The sequence below is a fragment of the Nocardia flavorosea genome, from assembly GCF_015477805.1.
Taxonomy (GTDB): Bacteria; Actinomycetota; Actinomycetes; order Mycobacteriales; family Mycobacteriaceae; genus Nocardia; species Nocardia flavorosea_A.
Genome location: NZ_JADLQL010000002.1, coordinates 909516 through 930075 on the forward strand (window position 1 = coordinate 909516; position 20560 = coordinate 930075).

Below are 20560 nucleotides of genomic sequence, written 5' to 3' on the forward strand. Positions count from 1 at the left end.
CCGTCGCCTGCTATCGGAAAGCGCTGCCCTGTTCCCGGTCGAGTGCCGTCTCGCTCTTGTTCTTCAAGGCGAAGAGATACACCAGCAGCGAAGCGAAGACGACGACCGTCACATACCCGATGAACAAGGTCACGTGACCTCCGTTCTTCGCGGCCTGGTAGATCATCGGCGCCGTCCCGCCGAACGCCGAATTCGCCAGTGCGTATCCGACGCCCACGCCCAGCGCCCGGATATGCGACGGGAACAGTTCGGCTTTGACGATGGCGTTGATGGAGGTGTAGCCGGTGAGCACGATATAGCCGATACCGGTGACCAGCAGGGTCGCCGCGATGGAGGTCGCGTCCTGCAGGTAGGTGACGAGGAACCAGGTGTAGGCGACGCCGCCGACGCCGAAGAACACCAGGACGGGTTTGCGTCCGACCTTATCGCTGATCATCCCGCCGATCGGCTGCAAGAGCATGAGGAAGATCAGTCCGGTGAGGTTGATCCAGGTGGCCGTCATACCCCGGTCGCCGAATGCGGTCTTGATCATGGCGGGGGCATTCACGCTGTAGACGTAGAAGGCGAGCGTGCCGCCCATGGTGATCAGGAAGCACAGCAGCAGCGGACGCCAGTGGTTGCGGGCCAGTTCCCGCAGCGAACCCGATTCGGAATCCTCACCGCGCTGGACGGCTTCGAGCTGCTCGGTGCTGAGCGATTCATCCATACTCCGGCGCAGCCAGAACACGACCACCGCGGCGACACCGCCGAGGAAGAACGCGATACGCCAGCCGAAATCGGAGATCTCCTGTTTGTCCAGGAACAACTGCAGCACCAGCAGGGTGAGCTGGGCGAGCACATGACCGCCGACGAGGGTCACGTACTGGAAGGATGAGAAGAAACCGCGGCGTTCCCGAGTGGCGGCTTCGGACATGTAGGTGGCCGAGGTGCCGTACTCGCCACCGGTCGCGAATCCCTGCACGAGCCGGCACAAGATCAGGATCGCGGCCGCACCCACACCGATCACTTCCCGGCCCGGAACCAGCGCGATCACCAGTGAGCACGCTGCCATGAGGGAAACACTGAAGGTGAGCGCCGCACGCCGGCCGTACCGGTCGGCGTAGCGTCCGAAGAACCACGACCCCACCGGGCGCATGAGGAAGGTGACCGCGAAGATCGCGTACACGTAGACGGTGGAATTCTTGTCCGCCGAATCGAAGAAATGGCTTTCGAAGTACGAGGCGAACACCGTGTAGACGTAGACGTCGTACCACTCGACGAGATTGCCGGACGAGCCGCGCAGGGTATTCCAGACGGCGCGGCGAGTCGCTGCCCGCGACGATTTCGGTTCGCCCGCCGGCTCCCTGGGGGCGGCCTGGTCTGCGGTGGTGGTTTCGGACATTCGCGATTCCTCCCGTTCACCGGTGCGCGCCGGCGTGCCGCCTGCGCCGCTGCACGATAAGTGTGCAGGCAGGAAGCGGAATTGGGAGCCGACTGCGGGATTTCGGGCAGCAGCGGGGTCCTACACCGCCGAAATCTCGACGACAGGCACGGGCAAGCCGGTGTCCGGCTCACGGTCGGCGCTACCGGCGCGGCTACCGTGCGTCGGGGCCGGAGTACGGGAAGCCGAGCAGGCCGGACAGGTCGCGCAGGCATTCCTCGTAAACAGGTTCGAGGTTGCTGTACGCGAAGTCCACTTGGCGCAGGACTTCCATGCACAGCAGGCCGTAGAGCCGGATCCAGCAGGACAGGAAGACGTGGGCGGCCGCGGGCGGCAGCCGGTTGTCGATGGTGGCGCAGTATTCCCGGAGTTGCCCGGATAGCGATTCGGGAAGTTCGCCGGGAACCGGGAACGGCCGTTGTTCCCACAATTCGACCGTCAGATCCAGCAGGACCCGTTCGAACCGCAGTGCCGCCTGGTGCCGGACCGATTCCGGCCGCCGCTGCGGCGCGCCGACCGGAGCGGCGAAGATCCAGCCGAATTCCGCCGGATGTCCGACCGCCCAGGAACGCATGGACCGGCACACCGCCAGAATTCGGTCGCCCACCGGGCGATCACCGACCGTATCGCGCGCGCTTTCCATTTCGGCTGCCAGCTCATCGAAGAATGTGGCGGTCACCGCGCCGACGAGCTCCTCGTGCCCCCGGTAGTAGTGGTACAGCGCGGGGCCGCTCATGCCCATACGCCTGGCCACCCCGTTGATGGTGACCGCTCCGGACCCCTGTTCGACCAGTAGATCCCGTGCGGTCCGGTGGATTTCACGCAAGGTCGCGGCGCGCAGCCTGGCCTTCCGGCCGCCGGCGGGCACGGTCATCCTCCCGACCTCCTTTCGTCCTTGACATCTTACACGCTCTATGGATGCTTAATAGCATTAAGTAAACCGAAGACCTATAGGGGAAGCTATGGTTGTGCTGTACTGGATTCCGGTGGTGTTGCTGCTGGTGACAGCGGTGTGGTGGCGGCAGTCGAGAAGGGGCCACCTGCGCGGGCGCCCGGCCCCGTTCACTCGGTCGTCCCGGAAAGACTCGGGCGAGGGGCAGCGGTCGTGAAAGTCGTGATCGTGGGCGGCGGTATCGGCGGGCTGGCCACCGCCGCGGCATTCCACCGGCAGGGCTGGGAGGTCGAAATCCTCGAAAGAGCCGCCGAATTCACCGAAGTCGGCGCGGGCCTGACCATCCAGCCCAATGGGCTGCGCGCGCTGGATCTGCTCGGTGTCGGCGAAGTGCGGCGGATAGGCCGGGTTGTGGACCCACCCTCGGGAATACGCGCCGAAAACGGGACCTGGCTGATCCGAAACGATATCGGCGCATTGAAAGAGCGGTTCGGGCAATGGGTCACGGTGCACCGCGCCGAACTGATCGCACTACTGCTCGCCGAACTGCCCGCCGATACCCTGCATTCCGGCGCCGAAGTCCGGCAAGTTCATCCCGACGGGACGGTCGAGCACACCGCGGGAACGACATCCGGCGACCTCGTCGTCGGATCGGACGGCCTGCGCAGCGTCACCCGGCGCTCCCTGTGGCCCGCCGGTCCCGAACCCCGCTACGCGGGTTACACCACCTGGCGCTTCCTCGCCGAAAACCGGACCGTTGCGCAGAGCGTGGAAACCTGGGGCAGCGGAGCCCGATTCGGCCAAGTCCCGATGCCCGGTGGCCGCGTCTACTGCTACGCGATGGCGAACGCACCGGCCGGTTCCCGGATGGGCGCAGCCGACCTTCGCGACCGGCTCCGGCGGTGGCACGACCCGATTCCGGCCCTGCTCGACGCCGTCGTGGACGAGTCGGTGCTGCAGCACGACACCTACGAACTGCCGGCGCTGCCCAGCTTCGTCACCGGCCGGGTCGCGCTACTCGGCGACGCGGCCCACGCCATGACCCCCAACCTGGGGCAAGGTGCCTGCCAGGCGCTCGAAGACGCGGCCACCCTCGTCGAACATGTCACCGCGCTCGGAATTGCCGAGGGCCTGGCGGCCTACGACCGGGCTCGCCGGGCCCGCACCCGGATGGTGGTTCGCCGTTCCCGCCAGGCCGGCGCCCCCGCACACTGGACCAACCCGGTCCTCACCGCCCTGCGCGATGCCGCGCTCCCGCTCATCCCCGGAGCCGTCTTCGGGCGTTCCATCACCCCCGCCTACGCATGGCCGGACCGAACCGATTCGAGGAAACCGCAGTGAAATATTCCCGTATGACGCTCGCCGTGGTCGCGGTACTCACCGCGGCCGGGGCCGTATTGGCCGACCTGGTGGTTCCCGATCTGGCCGCCCAACACGCGTTCAACGACAACTGGCCCCCGCACGCCAAATTCCACGACGCCCAATACATGGCGATGACCGTGCTACTGGGCGTTATCGGCCTCGCCCTGCTGCGTCGCGGACCGAACCTGCGCGGCCGGTTGCTGTGCGCGGCGGCCGTTCTCGCCACGCCCTGGATCGGCATGATCGCCGCGCTCACCTTTCCCGGCACGGCCACCTACGACCCCGAGTTCCACGATCGCACCCTGTTCATCCTCGGTGTGCACGGCCAGGTCTTTCTCGCGATCGTCCTGCTGGCCGCCTTGACCGCCGCCGCCGCGGGGGTATTGCGTACACCGGCGAACATCGCCCGCGCGCGGCCATCGGATGCCGAGCGAGATTAGTTGCCTCCGGATCCGACTGCGCCCGGTCACCGACCGGGGGCCGACCCCGCGTCGTCGACAACGTCGAACACCTCTCCCGCCGGCAACTGCACCGCAGCACGCCCTGAGAGAAACACGGCGATACGTCTCGTGGCCCGCGCCGGCGACCCAGCCGGCGGGCCGGTCCGCGGCGGTCGGAGGGTCAGCCACGCATGGCCGCGCGCACGGTAGCGACAACTCCACCGTCGACGAGCAGGTCGGTGCCGGTGACGAAGCTACTGACCGGGTCGAGCAGGAAGGCAGCCGCGGCGGCGATGTCCTCGGCGGTGCCGACCCGACCGGTCGGGGAACTCTCGACCATCTGCCGCATCCGTGCGCCCGACTCACCGGCCAATTCGTCCTGCCCCATCGCAGTGGAGATCACGCCCGGGCTGATCGAATTCACCCGGGCTCCCGCGCGCCCCCACGCACCGGCCGCGGGTCCGAGCGGATCCGGTTACAAAGCAACCCCCATTTCGCCGCCATGGTCCGCGGCCTGACCAGCGCGGCGGCAGACAACACCGCCGACGCCGAACGCCTGTACACGCTGTTGACCGGCCCACAGCGCGAGGCGCTCACTCGTGTACGGGATCATCGTCCGCTGAACCACTTCGCCCGGTCACTGCGAACGCGGCCGGATTCTCCCCCCGGAAGGGCTCCTCCCCGCGAGCGACAGCTGCGGCCACCGTGCCGCAAGAAGGCCGGCGATGTTCCGCTGTGCCGACCGCGATTCCGGCCGACGCCCCGGATATCAGCCGGTGACCATAGGGACCACGTAGGTCCGGGCGAATTCGTCGAGTTGTTCGTCGGATTCCAGCGGGATCAGGCCGGAGGGACAGAGAATGCAGGAGTGGACCACCCGGCACACCAGTTCCGCGCGGGTGAGCAGATCGGCCGGTTCGGCGAGTAGGCCGGAGTCGGCGGCGCGGCACAGGGCGGTGTGGGCGGCGGCGACCGACATCGCGAATACCGGGCCCCCTTCGATGGTGAGTTTTTCCAGGATCCGCTCCGGTTCCACGTCGAGCATGCGCCGGACCAGAACGTGTTCGCGCCACCGGGTGATGATGGTGACGAAAATATCGGCGACCATATCGTCGAGGCGTTCGTGGCGAGTGGATATCGCATCGACCTCGGTGAGGACAGCGGCCACCTCGCGACTGACGACGGCCTGAACCACATCGTCACGTGAGCCGACGCGGCGGTAGATTGTGACGCGGTCGACCCCGGCCTGGCGGGCGATGTCTTCGATGGTGGTCTTCTTGACGCCGAACTCGCCGAATCTGATCAACGCCGCGTCCAGAATGCGGGCTTCGATGCCATCCTGCAGCCCTGGGGACGACGTGTACGCGGCGGACATGACATAACGCTAGCAAGAGCGCCGTCGGCGCAGACAGCTATCGGCCAGGACACAAAACGCCTATCCTGCACTCGCAATATTGCAACATTGCCATGAATTATGTTGCGGTGTAGATTCGCCGAATGGTGCAGACCACCCAAGCAGCCGCTTGTTTCGCACTGGTGTGTCTTCCGGCCCGACTATCGGGGCACAGCTGATGGGCACCCAGACACCGGCTCGCGGCCTACAGATGATCGGCGCGGCAGTGGACGCCTGCCGATCGATATTCGTGACGCACCGGCCCACATCGGTGTTGCCGCGGTCGACAATGCTCTGGCACAGCGGTTTCAACCGCCGGCTCGTCGTCGCCGCCATCCAGCGCGAAGCCGTCGATGTGGTCGCCGTGGTCCTGGTCGATCCCGAGGGAGATCCATTACCGGCCTGGCTACCCGGCGCCCACATCGACGTCTTCCTGCCTTCCGGCCGGCAGCGGCAATACTCGCTGTGCGGAGATCCCCGCGACCGCTCCGCCTATCGGATCGCCGTACGACTTATGCCGCACGGTAACGGCGGCTCGATCGAAATCCACGAGAATCTGCGCAGCGGCGATATTCTCCGCGTCCACGGCCCCCGCCACACCTACCCGTTCGTCGACGCCGAGGACTATCTCTTCCTCGCCGGCGGGATGGGCATCACCGCGCTCCTGCCCATGGCGCGGGCCGCCGGCCGGCGAGGCACGCTCATCTACACCGGCCGCTCCGCAGAGTCCATGCCGTTCCTCGACCGGCTACCCGACGCCGTCATCCGGCCCGACGACGAATTCGGGCGGCCGGATATGACAGACCTGCTCGCCCACGCCAACCCGGGCGCCGCCGTCTATGTCGCCGGACCTCCGGCAATGCTCGAAGACGCCACCAGCGCCCTGCCACGGGTGAATCCGCTGTGCTCACTACACCTGGAACGCCATCCCGGAGCACGGACGGCTGCGAACACGAAAAATCCCTGACCCGGAAATTCCGGATCAGGGATCAAGCGGTGGCGGAGGGATTTGAACCCTCGGAGGGGGGTTACCCCTCACACGCTTTCGAGGCGTGCTCCTTAGGCCGCTCGGACACGCCACCGCCCGTCACAATACCGGACCGGTCCCCGATCCTCGAAATCGGGCTTCGACCTGCGGCTCGGGTGCCGGTCAGCGCTGGGAGCGGAAGAACGCGTCCAGAATCGCCGCGCATTCGTCCTCCAGGATCCCCCCACGAACCTGGGGCCGGTGATTGAGGCGGCGGTCGCGGACCACATCCCACAGCGACCCCACCGCCCCCGTCTTGGGCTCCCACGCACCGAACAGCAGCCGATCCACCCGGGCTGCGACCAGGGCGCCGGCACACATCGTGCACGGTTCCAGGGTCACCGCCAGGGTGGTTCCGGTGAGGCGCCAGCCGTCGCCGTGGATCGCCGCGGCCCGGCGCAGAGCGACTACCTCGGCATGGGCGGTGGGATCGCCGGTGGCCTCACGCGCGTTGGCGGCGCGGGCCAGTTCCCGGCCCCGGCTGTCGAACACCACCGCGCCGACGGGTACATCGCGCGGATCGGCGGTGCCGGCGGCGGCCAGCGCCGCCCGCACCATCTCGGTATCGGAGAGCGAGCCGCCCACCTCAGCGTTGCAGTTTGTCGAGCACCGCGGAGAACTCCGCGGCGAACCCGAGCCGTTCGGCGATCATCGCGAGCTGCTCGTCCGGATAGAGGTCGGTTTCGGCGAGGATCACGCTGAATACCGGTTCGGGGAGACCCAGATCGGCCAGAATGCCGAGGTCACCCTCCTCCCACGGTTCGGTATCGTCCAGATCGTCGGGGTCGATATCGGGGATCTCGATATGCAGTTCTTCCAGGACATCGGCCGCGATGTCGTAGTCGATCGCCGCGGTCGCGTCCGACACCAGTAGCCGAGTGCCACTCGGTGCGGGCCGGACCACGATGAAGAACTCGTCGTCGACGTCCAGTAGTCCGAAGACCGCACCGGATGAGCGGAGTGCCTTGAGTTCGTTCTCCGCGGCGGACAGTGTGGTGAGCGCGGCCGTGGTCAGCGGACTGCATTTCCATGTACCGTCTTCCCGGACAACGGCCACCGCGAACCCCTCGACGTCGTCGTAATCGTCCGACGTCGCCCTGTTCGTGCCCGAGCGCTGTGCTGCCATGGGCGCAACGGTAGTCGGCCCGAGGCCGTTGGATGAACTCGTATGCGAATCTGTTCCGGTGACGGCTGACAACCATACGGCGCTCTGTGTTCTCGGGACGGGTTTGATCGGCGGCTCACTGCTGCGTTCGGTGACCGCGGCGGGCTACACCACCTGGGGATACAACCGGTCGGCGCCGGGCGTGGCGGCCGCCCGGGAAGCGGGTTTCGACGTCTCCGGCGACCTCCCGGCAGTGCTGGGCCGCGCCGCCGAAACCGATGCCCTCATCGTGGTGGCCGTGCCGATGCCCGCGGTGAACCCGATGCTGGACGCGATCGTCCGGTATGCGCCGCAATGCCCATTGACCGATGTGGTGAGCGTGAAATCCCCGGTCGCGGCCGCGGTCCGCCGATACGGCCTGCAAGATCGCTATGTGGGCGGGCACCCGATGGCCGGGACCGCTGAATCGGGCTGGCAGGCCACCGATCCGAACCTGTTCCGCAGCGCGGCCTGGGCGGTCGGCGTCGATCCGGGTACCGACCCGCATGCCTGGACACGGGTCACTCGGCTGGCCCTGGACTGCGGTTCGGTGGTGGTCCCGGTGACCGCCTCGGAGCACGACCGCGCCGTCGCCCGGATCTCGCATCTGCCGCATGTGCTGGCCGAAGCGCTGGCGGTGGCCGGGGCACGCGGCGGCGACCTCGCACTGGGGCTGGCAGCGGGTTCTTTCCGCGACGGCACCCGGGTCGCGGCCACCGCGCCGGAGCTGGTGCGCGCGATCTGCGAACCGAACTCCGATGCGCTGCTGGCGGTGCTGGACGAAACACTCACCGCGCTGACCGAGGCGCGGGAGGCGCTGAGCACGCACACCTCCCTTGCCGAACTCACCGTCGCCGGGCACGCGGCGCGGCAGCGTTACGAATCCGCGCAGCGCTGGGAGATCACCGATATCGAACCGGGCGCGCCGGGCTGGCTGGAGAAGTTGCAGGAAGCCGGCCGGACCGGCGGGGTGATCACCGGACTCGGCACCGGGGCGGAGCCGAACTGACCCGCGGTATCGGTTCGGCGAGCGAGCGGCACCGATGCCTCGGTGCCTTCCCGAACGGTCTGCTCGATACTCTGCCGCGGCCGAGCCGAGTGGTCAGATTCGCTCGGCCAAGCCCGGATAGTCCAAGACGAAACCGTCGGGATCGACGGTGAGCGTCGCACTGGACACCGGCGACAGCACGCTGATCCCGTCGCCCGCGCTGCTGTAGGTGAGATCGGCTTCCTGCACTGTCAGATCCGGCAGGCTCACATAGACCACCGGAACTTGGACATCCTCCATCGCGTGCTGCAACCCGAAACGGCGAATCGGCAGCGTATTGAAGAACGGACTCAGCACCACATCGGCGTCCAGCGCCCCGCCGAATGCCGAACGGACATGCGCGCCGGTGGCGTCGATGAGCCAGTAGTTCTCCTCGTCGCGCGCGATCGACGCATGCCGTTCCCCGGCCGCGGTCGTGCTGCGCAGCGATAACCGCCTGGTCGCCCCGTTCTCGTCGGTGACCAGATCGTAGGAGGCGCTGAACGCGGGATGCTCCCCGCAACCCCCGCCGATGATGCGCCCGCTGGCCCGGATCCGGTTGCCGTTGAGGGTTACGCGAACCGATTCCATCCGCGAGGAATCGTGGGAGCGCCAGGTGAGCACAGCGGGCCACCGCACCGGCTCCGGCACGGTGCCCGGACCAGGGGTTTCGTCGCTCGTTTCCGTCACATGTCCACCGTACGCAACCAACCGGCTACACAGCTGACGCCAGGCGCCGCGCCGGACGGTGTTTCCGTACCTGTGGCCCGCCATCGGTCCACGAACCCGACGTTCTCCGGAGACCGACGTGGCGGCCGGGGGTGGGCCCGGCTCCGGGCCCAGGAAAAAGGTAACGGGCTACACCGGGAGAACATTCAACAGTGGACCGAGCCCCTTGAAATCGTCGGGATTTCGGGTGTACAGCGGTAGGGCATGTTGCACCGCGGTAGCGGCGATCTGCAAATCGGCCACTCGCTTACGCGGCTTACGGCCGATCTGCTCCACGAGCAATGCCAGCGACCCGTACACAAGGGCCGTCTCGTTATCGAACGGCAACGGAGCGAAGGACCGTAGCACCCATTGCAACTGCAGCTGGCGCTGCGCTTGCCGTACCGGGTCCTTCGTTGCGTGCACACCCGCGGCGAGTTCGGCGAGACTGACGGCGCTGATCGCTGCCTCCGCATCCTCGGGGAGAGCGCGGTGCACGTCTGCATAGTCGATCAGCACGGAGGTATCCAGAAGGATATGGCGGGGTGCGGCGGATTCACTCACCTTCGGGCATTTCCTGGTCGATCAGCGAATCCATCTCCGCGCGCCATTCGTTGTAGTCGATGCGCGGCAAGTGGGCGGAGGTGCGGGCCAGCTCGGCGATCGGCACGAAAGTCCGCTGCGTCAACGGCTTCAGCTCGGCGACCGGCTTGCCGTTTCGGGTGATCGTGAAGCTCTCGCCGCTCTCGACCGCAGCCAGGACTTTGCCACTGTCGTTGCGGAGGTCCCGCTGCTGGATCGTTCGCATACCACCAGTGTACCCGCATGCTACAGCGTGTACACAGTGCTACGGCGGAGTCGCTCAGCACGAGCCCGCTTGGGCCGGTCGCGCTGTGGGCGAGCGCGGCTCGGGGCGAGGTAGAGGGCTTCGGAGCGCAGGCGGCGCAGGTCCAGCAGATTCCAGCGGTCCGACGGTGACCGGGCCGGGTTGGTGGTCCGGCCATTCGGCGAGGAATGTCAGGGCCGCCGATAGGCAGACCGAATAATCGAACCGAATGCCGTGAAGCCGAAAGGTCGGCTGAATATCGGGCTCGTCTGGGCGCGGACTGGAAAGGGTCATCGGCCTGGCCGGCGGAACGTCCGATGGGCCGGGTCGGGGCCTGCACCGAGGCCCGAACTTCCCTTCCTGGGAACGGTGGGCCTCATCGACGAGCACCACGATATTCGACCGGTCGTTGAGATGCCCGGCCTCGGCGAACTTGTGCACCGTCGTGATGATGACTCCGGGCTCCCCGCTACGGAGCAGGGCGAACAGTTCACGCCGGTTCCTGGGCACGGTCATGCGCGGCATACCGGCGGTCTCGAACATCTCTGCGGTCTGCCGGACCAGGTCCTTGCGGTCGGCGATCACGATCACCGTCGGCGCACCACCGAACTTCTCGGTCACGGCGGGATCGCGCAGCAGACGGGCCGCGGCGAACGCCATCAGTTCTGTCTTGCCCGAGCCCTGGTGATGCCGGATCAAGCCACCGGGCCGGCCGTCGAGGACTTTCCGGTGGATCCCCAGGGCCGCTTCGAACTGCGGGTAGCGCGGCAGGAACTTGATATCGACCTCGGACGCGTCCCGCGCGTGCCGGAACATCACCAGGTCCTTCAGGATCGGCAAGATCGTCTCCGGCCGCAGCAGCAACCGCGCCGCCCGATCGACCCGGGCCGGGCCCGTACTCATCGACCGCCTCATCGTGCTCGTAGACCCAGGTATCGCTGATCCACTTCCAGAACAGCATCGGGAAGACGTAGGTCTTGAAATCGGCCGGATCGACGGGTCCGCGCAGTGCGTTCGCCGCAGCCCACAGCCGGGATTCGAGCTATTGCTGAGTGATCGTCACCGAGATGAGGTCCTTCGTCGGATGTCGGTGCACTCAGTATGGCGGAGGGCTCCGACATCCGGCGGGGGGATCGACATGCTCGGACACGGACTCGCCGCATGAGTACGCTGAGACCCATCGGAGTCTCCTCGACGCGGCGCTGGACGAGGTTCAGAGCAGGCACATATGGAGGAGCCTGGCGAAGGAGTACCTGCCGTGACGGATCATCTATCCGATGCCACCTCGTTAAACGTGCACGGTGAGCCTGCCGCGGTGCTCGTTGCCGTCGAGTACCTCGAATCTCTCGAAGAAACGATCGCTGTGCTTTCCGACTCGGAAGCCGTCGCGCGACTGATCGCCTCGGACGCCGAGATCGCGCGCGGTGAAGCCGTCACCGTCGATGACTTGGCGACGGCCATGGCCAACCGCAGCGGAGACGGAGGGATTTGAACCCCCGGTCGCTCTCACGACTCTCGCTTTCAAGGCGAGTGCATTCGGCCGCTCTGCCACGTCTCCAGGGCCTCGATGTTAACCGATACCCCCGGCCGGAACCGAAATCCGGGCGGGCGGCCCCGGGCGGTGGCCTATCCCGGCTCAGCGTGGAACGGCGAGCAGGTCGCGGGTGATTCCGGCGAGGTCGGCGCAGCCGGACAGGCCCATGGCGGAATCGAAATCGGCCAGCAGTAAACGCAGGGCGTGGCGCACCCCGGAGGCCCCGGCGATGCCGAGGGCGTAGGCCCAGGGGCGGCCGTAGCAGACGGCCTTCGCACCGAGAGCGAGTGCGGTCAGTATGTCCGAACCGGTGCGGATACCGGAGTCGAACAGCACATCGGCGCGGTCGCCGACGGCGGCGACGATCGGGCCCAGCGCATCGAGGGCGGCGATCGAATTATCGATCTGGCGGCCGCCGTGATTGCTCACCAGAACGCCGTCGGCGCCGGCGTCGACGACCAGGCGGGCGTCGTCGGGATGCAGGACACCTTTGACGGCGATCGGCAGATCGGTCCAGTCGCGCAGTTTGGCCAGATCGACGGGCCGCAACGTGTGGTTGCCGAACAGCCCCACCCAGGTGAGAATCGCCATCCGCATGGCGTCCTCGCTCTCCTCGGGCGGGGTGGGCAGCTTGGCGCGGAAGACCGGGTCGGAGAGATAGTTCGCGATGCCCTTCCCCAGCAGGAACGGCAGATGGGCGAGTTCCAGGTCGCGGGGGCGCCAGCCGAGCGACGGTGTGTCCACGGTGACCACGATCGCCTTCGCGCCGGCCCGTTCGGCTCGCTGGACGAACGATCGGGCCAGCTCGTCGTCGGCGGGCCAGTACAGCTGATACCACCAGTCCCCCGCCGCCTCGCCGACTTCCTCGATCGTCGACGAGGACGCCGTGGACAGGATCGTCCCCACCCCGAGTTCCTGCGCGACCCCCGCCACCACGACCTCGCCTTTCTCGTGCAGCAACTCCAGCACCCCGACCGGAGCGGTGAGCACCGGCGCGGCGAGTTTCGTGCCCAGAACCTCCACAGCGGTATCCCGCGTGCCGGGACCGCTGGTACCGCGGAGCATGCGCGGTACCAGCCGGAACCGTTCGAAGGCCGCCAGATTCGCGGCGGCGGTGCGTTCGCTGGAGGCACTACCGGCCACATAGGCGAAGGCGCGCGCATCGAGCAACTCCCGGGCCCGAACCTCGAACCCGTCCGCCGTCATCGGCAGCTCGGGCACCGCACCGCCCATTCCCTGGAGGTAGATCTCGTTCTGGAAGTCGATGAAGCTGCTCACGGACGCACACGCTAGCCCCGCCGGGCCGATCCAGGGCGCATATCGGCGAGGACCTTGCGGTCACGCGGTGCCGCCCCCGGCCGGAACCATACAAGCCGCCTCCATGGGCCGTGGTGCGGTGTGGTCCTCGTACCACTGCGGCGGCTGACTCGCCGACAGGTACGCCAGACCCCGTTCGGTGATCGCTGTTGGCACTATGGGGCGATGCGCGCGATCAATTTGAACGGTTTCGGCGGCCCCGAGGTGATGGAGTGGTCGGACGCACCCGACCCGGTACCCGGGCCCGGTGAGGTGCTGATCGAGGTGGCGGCGGCCGGGGTGAACCGGGCCGATCTGCTACAGCGCCGCGGTTTCTACGCACCGCCGCCCGGGACGACGGCGGTTCCGGGGCTGGAGTGTTCCGGCGTTATCGCGCAGGTCGGCGACGGTGTCCGCGAATGGTCGGTGGGTGACCGGGTGTGCGCGCTGCTGTCCGGTGGCGGTTACGCCGAAAAAGTCGTGGTGCCCGCCGGTCAGGTACTGCCGGTACCGGACGGCCTGGATCTGGCGGCGGCGGCCGGGCTGCCCGAGGTGGCCGCGACGGTCTGGTCGAATCTGGTGATGACCGCCGGTCTGCACTCCGGGCAGCTGTTGCTCGTACACGGCGGCGGCAGCGGTATCGGCACGCACGCCATCCAGGTGGCGCGGCAGCTGGGCGCCCGGGTCGCGGTGACGGCCGGCTCGGCGGCCAAGCTCGAACGCTGCGCGGAACTCGGGGCGAATGTGCTGATCAACTACCGGGAGCACGATTTCGTCGATCTGATCCGCGCCGAGCAGGGTCTGGGCGGGCCGGGCGCCGATATCATCCTCGACAATATGGGCGCCGCCTACCTCGGCCGCAATATCGAGGCGCTGGCCCTGGACGGCCAGGTGGTGGTCATCGGCATGCAGGGCGGTGTGAACGCCGATCTGAACCTGGGTGCGCTGATGGCCAAACGGGGTACGGTCCGCGCGATCAAACTGCGTGACCGTCCGGCCACCGGACGCGGCAGCAAGGCCGACATCATCGCCGAAGTGCGCGCGCACGTCTGGCCGCTGCTGGAAAAGGGCGAGATCGTGCCGGTGATCCACGCCGAGGTACCGGTGGCCGATGCGGGCCGCGCGCACGAAATGCTCGACGAGCACGACACATTCGGCAAGGTGATCCTGCGGGTCGGATAACCGGTCCGCGGCGCGCCGCCGGCCTCAGCCGAGGGACGCGAGCGCCCGGCCGAACAGATCGATCTCGCGCCGGGTGGTGTACGGCGCGAGACCGATCGTCACCGCACCACCTTCGTCGTTGACGCCCAGCGCGTCCAGCAGGCGGCTGCCGCCGTGCGAACCGGCGAGCACGGTGATCCGTTTATCGGCCAGTTCGGCCGCGATCTTCTCCGCCTGCATACCGTCGATGGTGAAGCTGACCGTCGGGATCCGGGTGGACGCCCGGCCGATCACGGTGAGACCGCTGATCTTGTCGAGCGTGCTCATCAGATGCTCGAACAGCTGGTCGTGATAGTCCTGCAGCGAGGTCACCGATATTTCGAGCCGTTCCCGCCGGGTGCCCTCGGCGCGTTCGTCGAGACCGGCGAGATAGTCGATCGAGGTGGTGAGCCCGGCCAGTAACGCGTACTGGTGCCCGCCCACCTCCAGCCGTTCGGGCCCTTTCGCGTACGGGTTCAACGCCATGGACGGGATCCGGTCCAGGAACGCCGGGTCCCGGAAAACCAGTGCGCCCACCTGCGGCCCGCCCCAGCTCGGGCCGCTCAACGCGACCACATCGGCGTTCAAGTCCTCGATACCGATCAGCGCGTACGGCGCCGCGCCGACCGCATCGGCGACCAGCAGCCCGCCGACCTCGTGGACCCGTTCCGCGGCGACCCGCACCGACGGCGCAGACCCCACGATCGGGGACGCCGCCGTCAACGCGACCAGCCGCGCGGTGGGACCGATGAGCTCCTCGAACTGCCAGGCCGGCATCTCACAGGTTTCGATCTCCACCTCGGCCCAGCGCACATGCGCGCCGTACCGGTTGGCGATCCGCAGCCACGGCGCGACGTTCGCCTCGTCGTCGAGGCGGGACAGCACGATGCCGGTACCGAGGCCCAGCCGGGAACTCAGCGATTCTGCCAGCCAGGACAGCAGCACCGCGCGGTCGGGCCCCAGCACGACCCCGCTCGGGTCGGCGCCGACGAGATCCGCGACGGCCACCCGGGCCTCGTGCAGGATGTCCGCGCTGCGCTTGGCGGTGCCGTGCCGGCCGATATGGGTGAAAGACGACGAGCGGAACCCGATCGACACCGCGCGCGAGACAGAATCCGGAACAAGCATGCCCGCCTGCGGAGCCAAGTTGATCCAGCCGTCGGCCAGGGCGGGGATCAGTCCCCGGACCCGCGCGACGTCGTAAGTCATGCAGGCCACTTTAAGGCAGCGCGCTCAGCTCGGTAACCCTGGTCCGGCCCAGTGCGGGGAGCCGCCGCGGGCGGCACAGCCGGGCCGACCCGCGCTACCACCACCGGCTTTAGCGTGTTCGCCGCGAACACGACATGATGGGGAGCATGACGCATTCGGATGATGCCTCGGATCCCGTTGTCGTGATCGGCCCCGAAGGCCGCCCGCTGGTGTTGCCGCCGGGCGCCGCGTCGAACGCGTCGTATTCCGGCACAGAGAACTCCCCGGACGACGAAACCGAGGGCGACCGCACCGAAACGCTCGCCGATATGGTCGAGCAGCCGGCCAAGGTGATGCGGATCGGCACCATGATCAAACAGCTGCTGGAGGAGGTGCGGGCGGCCCCGCTCGACGACGCCAGCCGCACCCGCCTGGCCGAAATCCACAAATCCTCGATCCGCGAACTGGAGCAGGGCCTGGCGCCGGAGCTGCGTGAGGAGCTGGAACGACTGGCGCTGCCGTTCAGCGAAGACGCCGTCCCCTCGGACGCGGAACTGCGGATCGCGCAGGCACAGCTCGTGGGCTGGCTCGAGGGTTTGTTCCACGGAATCCAGACGGCGCTGTTCGCCCAGCAGATGGCCGCGCGGGCACAGCTCGAGCAGATGCGCCAGGGCGCCCTGCCGCCCGGTATCCACGCCGGTGAGGGCCGTGGCGGCCAGCAGGGGCACTCCATCGGGGGCACCGGGCAATACCTCTGAACCCGGTGGTGTATATGCCAGGCGTTACCGAGTCGTGTTGCCGGGGTAGTGTCGTGCACCGTGCCTGCAGCTTCCGCTCGCCCCGACCTGGTAACCCCTGAAGATCCGGCGAGCACCGACGAGAGCTCGGTGCGCGCCGACCACACTCCCGCCGCAGATGAGAAGCCCGTGAGTTCCGAGCAGACCCCGGTAGCCGATACCGATATCGCCCAGGTGAGGACCCCGGCGCCGATCGAGGCCGATTCGCAGTCCTGGGCACGCGCCTGGCGCGATATCCGCGACGGCTTCGGGCAGCGCGAACTATGGCTATCGCTCGGCTGGCAGGACATCAAACAGCGCTACCGGCGTTCGGTGATCGGGCCGTTCTGGATCACCATCGCGACCGCCGTGCAGGCCACCGCCATCGGCATCCTGTACGCGGCCCTGCTCGGCCAGCCGCTGCAGGAATACCTGCCCTACGTCGCGGTGGGCCTGATCGTGTGGAACGTCATCAACGCTTCGATCCTCGAGGGCGCGGATGTGTTCATCGCCAACGAGGGCCTGATCAAACAGTTGCCCTCGGCGCTGAGCGTGCACGTGTTCCGGCTGGTGTGGCGGCAGATGCTGTTCTTCGCCCACAACCTGCTGATCTATGTCGTGGTCCTGGCGCTGTTCGGGGTCTGGCGCGATCTGCACTGGACGGCGATAACCGCGCTACCGGCACTGGCGTTGCTGTTCATGAACGCCATGTGGGTTTCGGTGCTGTTCGGTATTTTCAGTACGCGCTACCGCGATATCGCGCCCATCCTCGGCAGTATGACGCTGATGCTCTTCGTGCTGACCCCCGTGATGTGGAGCACCAAGAGCCTCGAGGACCAGGGCGGCGAGGTCGCCGAACGGGCCCGGGTGGCCGAAGTGGTTCCCACCTACCACTACCTGGAGATCGTGCGCGCGCCGCTGCTCGGTGACGACCAGAAGCTCTACCACTGGGCGATCGTCGGCGCGATCACCGTGGTGGGCTGGATCGCCGCCGCGGTCGCCCTGAAGAAGTACCGTTCGCGCGTGCCCTACTGGGTTTAGGAGTCAGCCGGTCATGACCGATCAGGTGAGTATCGAAACCCGCGACGCGTGGGTGGAGTTCCCGATCTTCGACGCGAAATCGCGGTCGCTGAAGAAAGCGTTCCTGGGTAAGGCGGGCGGTTCGATCGGCCGCAACCAATCCGATGTGGTGGTCGTGGAGGCGCTGCGCGACATCACCCTGTCGTTGCAGGAAGGCGACCGGGTGGGCCTGGTCGGCCACAACGGCGCCGGTAAATCCACCCTGCTGCGACTGCTGTCCGGTATCTACGAACCTTCGCGCGGCAGCGCGCGCATCCGCGGGCGGGTGGCGCCGGTGTTCGATCTGGGCGTCGGGATGGACCCGGAGATCTCGGGGTACGAGAACATCATCATCCGCGGCCTGTTCCTCGGGCAGACGCGTAAGCAGATGATGGCCAAAATCGACGAGATCGCCGATTTCACCGAACTCGGCGAATACCTGTCCATGCCGCTGCGTACCTATTCGACCGGTATGCGGGTCCGGCTGGCGATGGGTGTGGTGACCTCCATCGACCCCGAGATCCTGCTGCTGGACGAGGGGATCGGCGCGGTCGACGCGGAGTTCATGAAGAAGGCCCGGGTCCGGCTGCAGGAACTGGTGGCCCGCTCGGGCATCCTGGTTTTCGCCAGCCACTCCAACGAATTCCTCGCCCAGCTCTGCGATACCGCGATGTGGATCGATCACGGCCATATCCGGTTGCAGGGCGGAATCGAAGAGGTGGTCCGCGCCTACGAGGGGCCCGAGGCGGGTAACCATGTGGCGACGGTGCTGCGGGAACTGGAGGCGGAGAAGGCCGCTGTTTCCGCAGCCGGGACCGGCGAGCCCGAACCACAGCCGGCCGACGGCGAACGAGAACTGGAGAACAATCAGGTATGAGCGAGTCGAGCCCGGAGGGGGCGGCGAAGCGTGACGACGCGGAGCCCTCGCTCACGTCCGATGGCCCGAGCCCGATCGAATCGGCCGCCTCGGCGGCGGTAACGCAGCACGACGACGCAGAGTCGTCTCTCGCCGCCGATGGATCGACCACGGTTGCCCGGGGAGTATCGGCCGCCGGCGTGCCGGCCGACCCGGCAGCGGCGGCACTTCCGGAAGTCGACTACAGCGCGAATGCCACCGTCGTGGCCGTGGTGGTGACGCATAAGCGGCGTGACCTGCTCGCCGAATCACTGAAAGCCGTGGCGACCCAGTCGCGTCCGGTCGATCACCTGATCGTGGTCGACAACGGGAACGAGGGCGAGGTGGCCGAACTGGTCGCCGACCAGCCGGTGCCGACCACCTATCTCGGTTCGGCGCACAATCTCGGCGGTGCCGGTGGTTTCGCGCTGGGCATGCTGCACGCGCTGAGCCTGGGCGCGGACTGGGTGTGGCTGGCCGACGACGACGGCCGGCCCGACGGCCCGGAAGTGCTTGCCACGTTGTTCGATTGCGCCCGCCGCCACGAACTCGTGGAGGTTTCGCCGGTGGTCTGCGATATCGACGAACCGGATCGGCTGGCCTTCCCGCTGCGCCGTGGCCTGGTGTGGCGGCGGCGGCGTTCCGAACTCGGCGACGACGATTTCCTGCCGGGTATCGCATCCCTGTTCAACGGCGCCCTGATCTCGGCGCAGGCCGTCGACGTGATCGGCGTACCGGATCTGCGGTTGTTCGTACGCGGTGACGAAGTGGAGGTCCACCGGCGGCTGGTGCGTTCCGGGTTACCCTTCGGCACCTGTCTGCAAACGGCCTACCTGCACCCGAACGGGGCGGCCGAGTTCAAGCCGATTCTCGGCGGGCGGATGCATACCCAGTACCCGGACGACCCGGTGAAACGCTATTTCACCTATCGCAACCGCGGCTATCTCATGTCGCAACCGGGTATGCGAAAGCTGCTGCCGCAGGAATGGATTCGTTTCTCCTGGTTCTTCCTGGTGACCCGCCGCGATCCGGCCGGGTTGCGCGAGTGGTTCCATCTGCGCAGCCTCGGCCGCAACGAGCAGTTCCAGAAACCGGATTGATCGCGGAACCGCCCGGACGACTCGAATCGGTCAGCCACGGCGTAACAGGGGTTGACGGCGGATGCGAGAGTTTCCTCCCCAGCAGGTACCTTCGGCTGGCAATCAGCATGATTCGGGAGGAGATCGATGAGTTACCCCGGCGGTCAGCCGCCACAAGGCATGCCCGCACCCGGCCAGTTCCCGGCGTCGCAACCACAGTTCGCGCCGCCGGCACCGCATCCGGGTGGGCAGCCGCAGCAACCAGGGGGACCACAGGGGCAGCAGCAGTGGGGTGTGCCGCCGCAGGGATTCGGGCCGCCCCCGGGACAGCCGCAGTACCCGAGCAGCCCGCAACCCCAGCCGGTGGGGCAGCCACAATTCCAGAGCGGGCCGTATCCGCAGCCGGCCGGACAACCGCCGGCACAGTTCGGGCCGGGCGGGCACCCCGCGCCGTACGGTCAGCAACCGGGGCAGCCGGCGCCGAACGATCCGCCCGGTATCACGGTGGACTGTTCCTACACACCCATGGAATTCCTGCTCGCCATCACCAAACCGAAAATTTTCGTGAACGGGCAGCAAGTGCCGAATACGCGCTGGGGAGCGAACCATATCCCGGTCGGCGCGGGTAACTATCACGTACGCGTGGTTACACCGTGGTTGTTCGATATGGGCCCGGCGGATGCCCCCGTTTCTGTTCAACCCGGGCAGGCGGTTCGTTACTACTACCGGGCGCCCGCGATCATCTTCATGAACGGCGCGATCGGGCCGGTACCGCAGAAAACACCCGGCATGGTGTTTCTCTACGTGTCGTGGGGGATTGCGGCGCTGATCATCCTGATGAACCTGCTGATGATCGCCGCCATGTGAGTTGACTCGTACCGCTCGGCGGATCGCTACCGGTCCGCCGAGCGTCCGCACACCCGAGCGCCCACGCGGTCGAGCAATCACGAATACCGGTGACGGACGCCGCGGAACCGCCGGTGCCCGATTGTCCCCGAACACCGCAGAGCAGAGTGGGAAGCAGATGTAGCCGTGCTCCCACTCGGAGCGCGGTCGCGACGATCGCGCCGAACCCGGATCGCCGAGACCTGTCGCCATCCGCGCGAACCGAGCGCGTCGACGGTAACTGCCATTGCCGCGGGGACACGGTCATGCAGCGAAGGCAACCCCTGTCTACCTGCGCTGATCGCGCGTCCCCTGGGCAACGCAGGGCCGGTGGGCCTACGCTCGAACCCGCATGCGCCGAGCGCGTCGGGTAGAACGTGGCGGCGGCCGCAACGACTGAAGGGGCAGG

23 protein-coding genes, 2 tRNA genes and 2 pseudogenes are annotated in these 20560 nt (G+C 67.4%); 11 read left to right on the plus strand and 16 right to left on the minus strand.

The window, feature by feature from the left end:
• Nucleotides 1-10: 10 nt before the first annotated feature.
• Both IU448_RS13115 and IU448_RS13120 read right to left on the minus strand, forming a co-directional pair.
• Complete coding sequence (locus tag IU448_RS13115; RefSeq protein WP_195055800.1) at nucleotides 11-1381, minus strand: MFS transporter; 1371 nt, start codon at nucleotides 1379-1381, stop codon at nucleotides 11-13.
• Nucleotides 1382-1574: 193 nt separating this feature from the next.
• On the minus strand, nucleotides 1575-2294 hold the full coding sequence (locus IU448_RS13120; RefSeq protein WP_195055801.1) for a TetR/AcrR family transcriptional regulator: 720 nt from the start codon (nucleotides 2292-2294) through the stop codon (nucleotides 1575-1577).
• A gap of 231 nt (nucleotides 2295-2525) precedes the next feature.
• Here IU448_RS13120 and IU448_RS13125 point away from each other — a divergent pair, with 231 nt between their 5' ends.
• Together IU448_RS13125 and IU448_RS13130 are read left to right on the plus strand one after the other, a co-directional pair.
• The gene (locus IU448_RS13125) at nucleotides 2526-3653 is read left to right on the plus strand and encodes an FAD-dependent monooxygenase (RefSeq protein WP_195055802.1); all 1128 of its coding nucleotides are present in this window, start codon (nucleotides 2526-2528) and stop codon (nucleotides 3651-3653) included.
• On the plus strand, nucleotides 3650-4114 hold the full coding sequence (locus IU448_RS13130; RefSeq protein WP_280457422.1) for a DUF6640 family protein: 465 nt from the start codon (nucleotides 3650-3652) through the stop codon (nucleotides 4112-4114). Before IU448_RS13125 ends, IU448_RS13130 begins: the two co-directional genes overlap by 4 nt.
• A 181-nt stretch (nucleotides 4115-4295) precedes the next feature.
• Here the strand turns inward: IU448_RS13130 and IU448_RS13135 are convergent.
• Both IU448_RS13135 and IU448_RS13140 read right to left on the minus strand, forming a co-directional pair.
• A pseudogene (locus IU448_RS13135) lies at nucleotides 4296-4571 on the minus strand (SDR family oxidoreductase); the annotation flags it as partial.
• Between the two features lie 312 nt (nucleotides 4572-4883).
• Nucleotides 4884-5489 (minus strand): TetR/AcrR family transcriptional regulator, encoded by a 606-nt coding sequence (locus IU448_RS13140; RefSeq protein ID WP_195055804.1) that lies wholly within the window; start codon nucleotides 5487-5489, stop codon nucleotides 4884-4886.
• 196 nt (nucleotides 5490-5685) lie between these two features.
• Between IU448_RS13140 and IU448_RS13145 the strand changes: the two genes are divergently transcribed.
• A complete protein-coding gene (locus tag IU448_RS13145; protein WP_195055805.1) occupies nucleotides 5686-6474 on the plus strand; it encodes a ferredoxin reductase in 789 nt (262 codons plus the stop codon).
• Nucleotides 6475-6501: 27 nt separating this feature from the next.
• Here IU448_RS13145 and IU448_RS13150 read toward each other — a convergent pair.
• The 3 genes from IU448_RS13150 to IU448_RS13160 all read right to left on the minus strand — a co-directional run bounded on the left by IU448_RS13150 (nucleotide 6502) and on the right by IU448_RS13160 (nucleotide 7660).
• Nucleotides 6502-6589: transfer RNA gene (locus IU448_RS13150), tRNA-Ser, on the minus strand.
• Nucleotides 6590-6657: 68 nt separating this feature from the next.
• On the minus strand, nucleotides 6658-7092 hold the full coding sequence (locus IU448_RS13155; protein WP_195056291.1) for a nucleoside deaminase: 435 nt from the start codon (nucleotides 7090-7092) through the stop codon (nucleotides 6658-6660).
• Nucleotides 7093-7120: 28 nt separating this feature from the next.
• Complete coding sequence (locus tag IU448_RS13160) at nucleotides 7121-7660, minus strand: tRNA adenosine deaminase-associated protein (protein ID WP_195055806.1); 540 nt, start codon at nucleotides 7658-7660, stop codon at nucleotides 7121-7123.
• Between the two features lie 58 nt (nucleotides 7661-7718).
• On the opposite strand from IU448_RS13160, the gene IU448_RS13165 reads away from it, so the two are divergent.
• Nucleotides 7719-8687, plus strand: coding sequence for a prephenate dehydrogenase (locus IU448_RS13165; protein WP_280457421.1), 969 nt, complete (start codon nucleotides 7719-7721; stop codon nucleotides 8685-8687).
• Between the two features lie 93 nt (nucleotides 8688-8780).
• Here IU448_RS13165 and IU448_RS13170 read toward each other — a convergent pair whose 3' ends face one another.
• The 5 genes and pseudogenes from IU448_RS13170 to IU448_RS28920 all read right to left on the minus strand — a co-directional run.
• A complete protein-coding gene (locus tag IU448_RS13170) occupies nucleotides 8781-9395 on the minus strand; it encodes a putative glycolipid-binding domain-containing protein (RefSeq protein ID WP_280457420.1) in 615 nt (204 codons plus the stop codon).
• Between the two features lie 168 nt (nucleotides 9396-9563).
• On the minus strand, nucleotides 9564-9977 hold the full coding sequence (locus IU448_RS13175) for a type II toxin-antitoxin system VapC family toxin (RefSeq protein ID WP_195055809.1): 414 nt from the start codon (nucleotides 9975-9977) through the stop codon (nucleotides 9564-9566).
• Entirely contained in the window at nucleotides 9970-10221 is a 252-nt protein-coding gene (locus IU448_RS13180) for a type II toxin-antitoxin system Phd/YefM family antitoxin (RefSeq protein ID WP_195055810.1), read from the minus strand. The genes IU448_RS13175 and IU448_RS13180 overlap by 8 nt, the downstream gene beginning before the upstream one ends.
• A gap of 54 nt (nucleotides 10222-10275) precedes the next feature.
• Nucleotides 10276-11142 (minus strand): DEAD/DEAH box helicase family protein, encoded by an 867-nt coding sequence (locus IU448_RS13185; RefSeq protein WP_228812664.1) that lies wholly within the window; start codon nucleotides 11140-11142, stop codon nucleotides 10276-10278.
• 43 nt (nucleotides 11143-11185) lie between these two features.
• Nucleotides 11186-11269 (minus strand): annotated as a pseudogene (locus tag IU448_RS28920) (type I restriction-modification system subunit M N-terminal domain-containing protein); the annotation flags it as partial.
• Nucleotides 11270-11497: 228 nt separating this feature from the next.
• Between IU448_RS28920 and IU448_RS13195 the strand changes: the two are divergent.
• On the plus strand, nucleotides 11498-11731 hold the full coding sequence (locus IU448_RS13195) for a type II toxin-antitoxin system Phd/YefM family antitoxin (RefSeq protein WP_228812666.1): 234 nt from the start codon (nucleotides 11498-11500) through the stop codon (nucleotides 11729-11731).
• Here IU448_RS13195 and IU448_RS13200 read toward each other — a convergent pair.
• Both IU448_RS13200 and IU448_RS13205 read right to left on the minus strand, forming a co-directional pair.
• Nucleotides 11713-11797: transfer RNA gene (locus IU448_RS13200), tRNA-Ser, on the minus strand. The two genes, IU448_RS13195 and IU448_RS13200, sit on opposite strands and share 19 nt — an antisense overlap.
• A gap of 78 nt (nucleotides 11798-11875) precedes the next feature.
• The gene (locus tag IU448_RS13205; protein WP_195055813.1) at nucleotides 11876-13051 is read right to left on the minus strand and encodes a lactate 2-monooxygenase; all 1176 of its coding nucleotides are present in this window, start codon (nucleotides 13049-13051) and stop codon (nucleotides 11876-11878) included.
• A gap of 204 nt (nucleotides 13052-13255) precedes the next feature.
• On the opposite strand from IU448_RS13205, the gene IU448_RS13210 reads away from it, so the two are divergent.
• Nucleotides 13256-14251: an NAD(P)H-quinone oxidoreductase gene (locus IU448_RS13210; RefSeq protein WP_195055814.1), complete on the plus strand. Its 996-nt coding sequence runs from the start codon at nucleotides 13256-13258 to the stop codon at nucleotides 14249-14251.
• A 24-nt stretch (nucleotides 14252-14275) separates the two neighbouring features.
• Here the strand turns inward: IU448_RS13210 and IU448_RS13215 are convergent, their stop codons facing one another.
• Complete coding sequence (locus IU448_RS13215) at nucleotides 14276-15478, minus strand: cysteine desulfurase-like protein (RefSeq protein WP_195055815.1); 1203 nt, start codon at nucleotides 15476-15478, stop codon at nucleotides 14276-14278.
• 146 nt (nucleotides 15479-15624) lie between these two features.
• Here IU448_RS13215 and IU448_RS13220 point away from each other — a divergent pair, with 146 nt between their 5' ends.
• From IU448_RS13220 to IU448_RS13235, 4 genes are all read left to right on the plus strand, one after another.
• Nucleotides 15625-16215 carry a bacterial proteasome activator family protein gene (locus tag IU448_RS13220; protein ID WP_195055816.1) on the plus strand — a complete coding sequence of 197 codons (591 nt, stop codon included), beginning with the start codon at nucleotides 15625-15627 and terminating at the stop codon, nucleotides 16213-16215.
• 204 nt (nucleotides 16216-16419) lie between these two features.
• On the plus strand, nucleotides 16420-17274 hold the full coding sequence (locus tag IU448_RS13225; RefSeq protein ID WP_280457427.1) for an ABC transporter permease: 855 nt from the start codon (nucleotides 16420-16422) through the stop codon (nucleotides 17272-17274).
• Nucleotides 17275-17287: 13 nt separating this feature from the next.
• Entirely contained in the window at nucleotides 17288-18169 is an 882-nt protein-coding gene (locus tag IU448_RS13230) for an ABC transporter ATP-binding protein (RefSeq protein ID WP_195055817.1), read from the plus strand.
• Nucleotides 18170-18411: 242 nt separating this feature from the next.
• Nucleotides 18412-19287, plus strand: a complete 876-nt coding sequence (locus IU448_RS13235; protein ID WP_416383006.1) for a glycosyltransferase — start codon at nucleotides 18412-18414, stop codon at nucleotides 19285-19287.
• 102 nt (nucleotides 19288-19389) lie between these two features.
• Here the strand turns inward: IU448_RS13235 and IU448_RS13240 are convergent, their stop codons facing one another.
• Nucleotides 19390-19731, minus strand: coding sequence for a hypothetical protein (locus IU448_RS13240; RefSeq protein WP_195056354.1), 342 nt, complete (start codon nucleotides 19729-19731; stop codon nucleotides 19390-19392).
• A 60-nt stretch (nucleotides 19732-19791) separates the two neighbouring features.
• Here IU448_RS13240 and IU448_RS13245 point away from each other — a divergent pair, with 60 nt between their 5' ends.
• The gene (locus tag IU448_RS13245) at nucleotides 19792-20133 is read left to right on the plus strand and encodes a hypothetical protein (RefSeq protein ID WP_228812668.1); all 342 of its coding nucleotides are present in this window, start codon (nucleotides 19792-19794) and stop codon (nucleotides 20131-20133) included.
• Nucleotides 20134-20560: the final 427 nt, after the last annotated feature.

Excerpts from the sequence above, each read along its gene's own strand:
- IU448_RS13115 (WP_195055800.1), bottom strand. The coding sequence starts at position 1,381 with ATGTCCGAAACCACCACCGCAGACCAGGCCGCCCCCAGGGAGCCGGCG.
- IU448_RS13120 (WP_195055801.1), bottom strand. The coding sequence starts at position 2,294 with ATGACCGTGCCCGCCGGCGGCCGGAAGGCCAGGCTGCGCGCCGCGACC.
- IU448_RS13140 (WP_195055804.1), bottom strand. The coding sequence starts at position 5,489 with ATGTCCGCCGCGTACACGTCGTCCCCAGGGCTGCAGGATGGCATCGAA.
- IU448_RS13145 (WP_195055805.1), top strand. The coding sequence starts at position 5,686 with ATGGGCACCCAGACACCGGCTCGCGGCCTACAGATGATCGGCGCGGCA.
- IU448_RS13155 (WP_195056291.1), bottom strand. The coding sequence starts at position 7,092 with ATGGTGCGGGCGGCGCTGGCCGCCGCCGGCACCGCCGATCCGCGCGAT.
- IU448_RS13160 (WP_195055806.1), bottom strand. The coding sequence starts at position 7,660 with ATGGCAGCACAGCGCTCGGGCACGAACAGGGCGACGTCGGACGATTAC.
- IU448_RS13180 (WP_195055810.1), bottom strand. The coding sequence starts at position 10,221 with ATGCGAACGATCCAGCAGCGGGACCTCCGCAACGACAGTGGCAAAGTC.
- IU448_RS13185 (WP_228812664.1), bottom strand. The coding sequence starts at position 11,142 with ATGAGTACGGGCCCGGCCCGGGTCGATCGGGCGGCGCGGTTGCTGCTG.
- IU448_RS13210 (WP_195055814.1), top strand. The coding sequence starts at position 13,256 with ATGCGCGCGATCAATTTGAACGGTTTCGGCGGCCCCGAGGTGATGGAG.
- IU448_RS13215 (WP_195055815.1), bottom strand. The coding sequence starts at position 15,478 with ATGACTTACGACGTCGCGCGGGTCCGGGGACTGATCCCCGCCCTGGCC.
- IU448_RS13220 (WP_195055816.1), top strand. The coding sequence starts at position 15,625 with ATGACGCATTCGGATGATGCCTCGGATCCCGTTGTCGTGATCGGCCCC.
- IU448_RS13230 (WP_195055817.1), top strand. The coding sequence starts at position 17,288 with ATGACCGATCAGGTGAGTATCGAAACCCGCGACGCGTGGGTGGAGTTC.
- IU448_RS13245 (WP_228812668.1), top strand. The coding sequence starts at position 19,792 with ATGGAATTCCTGCTCGCCATCACCAAACCGAAAATTTTCGTGAACGGG.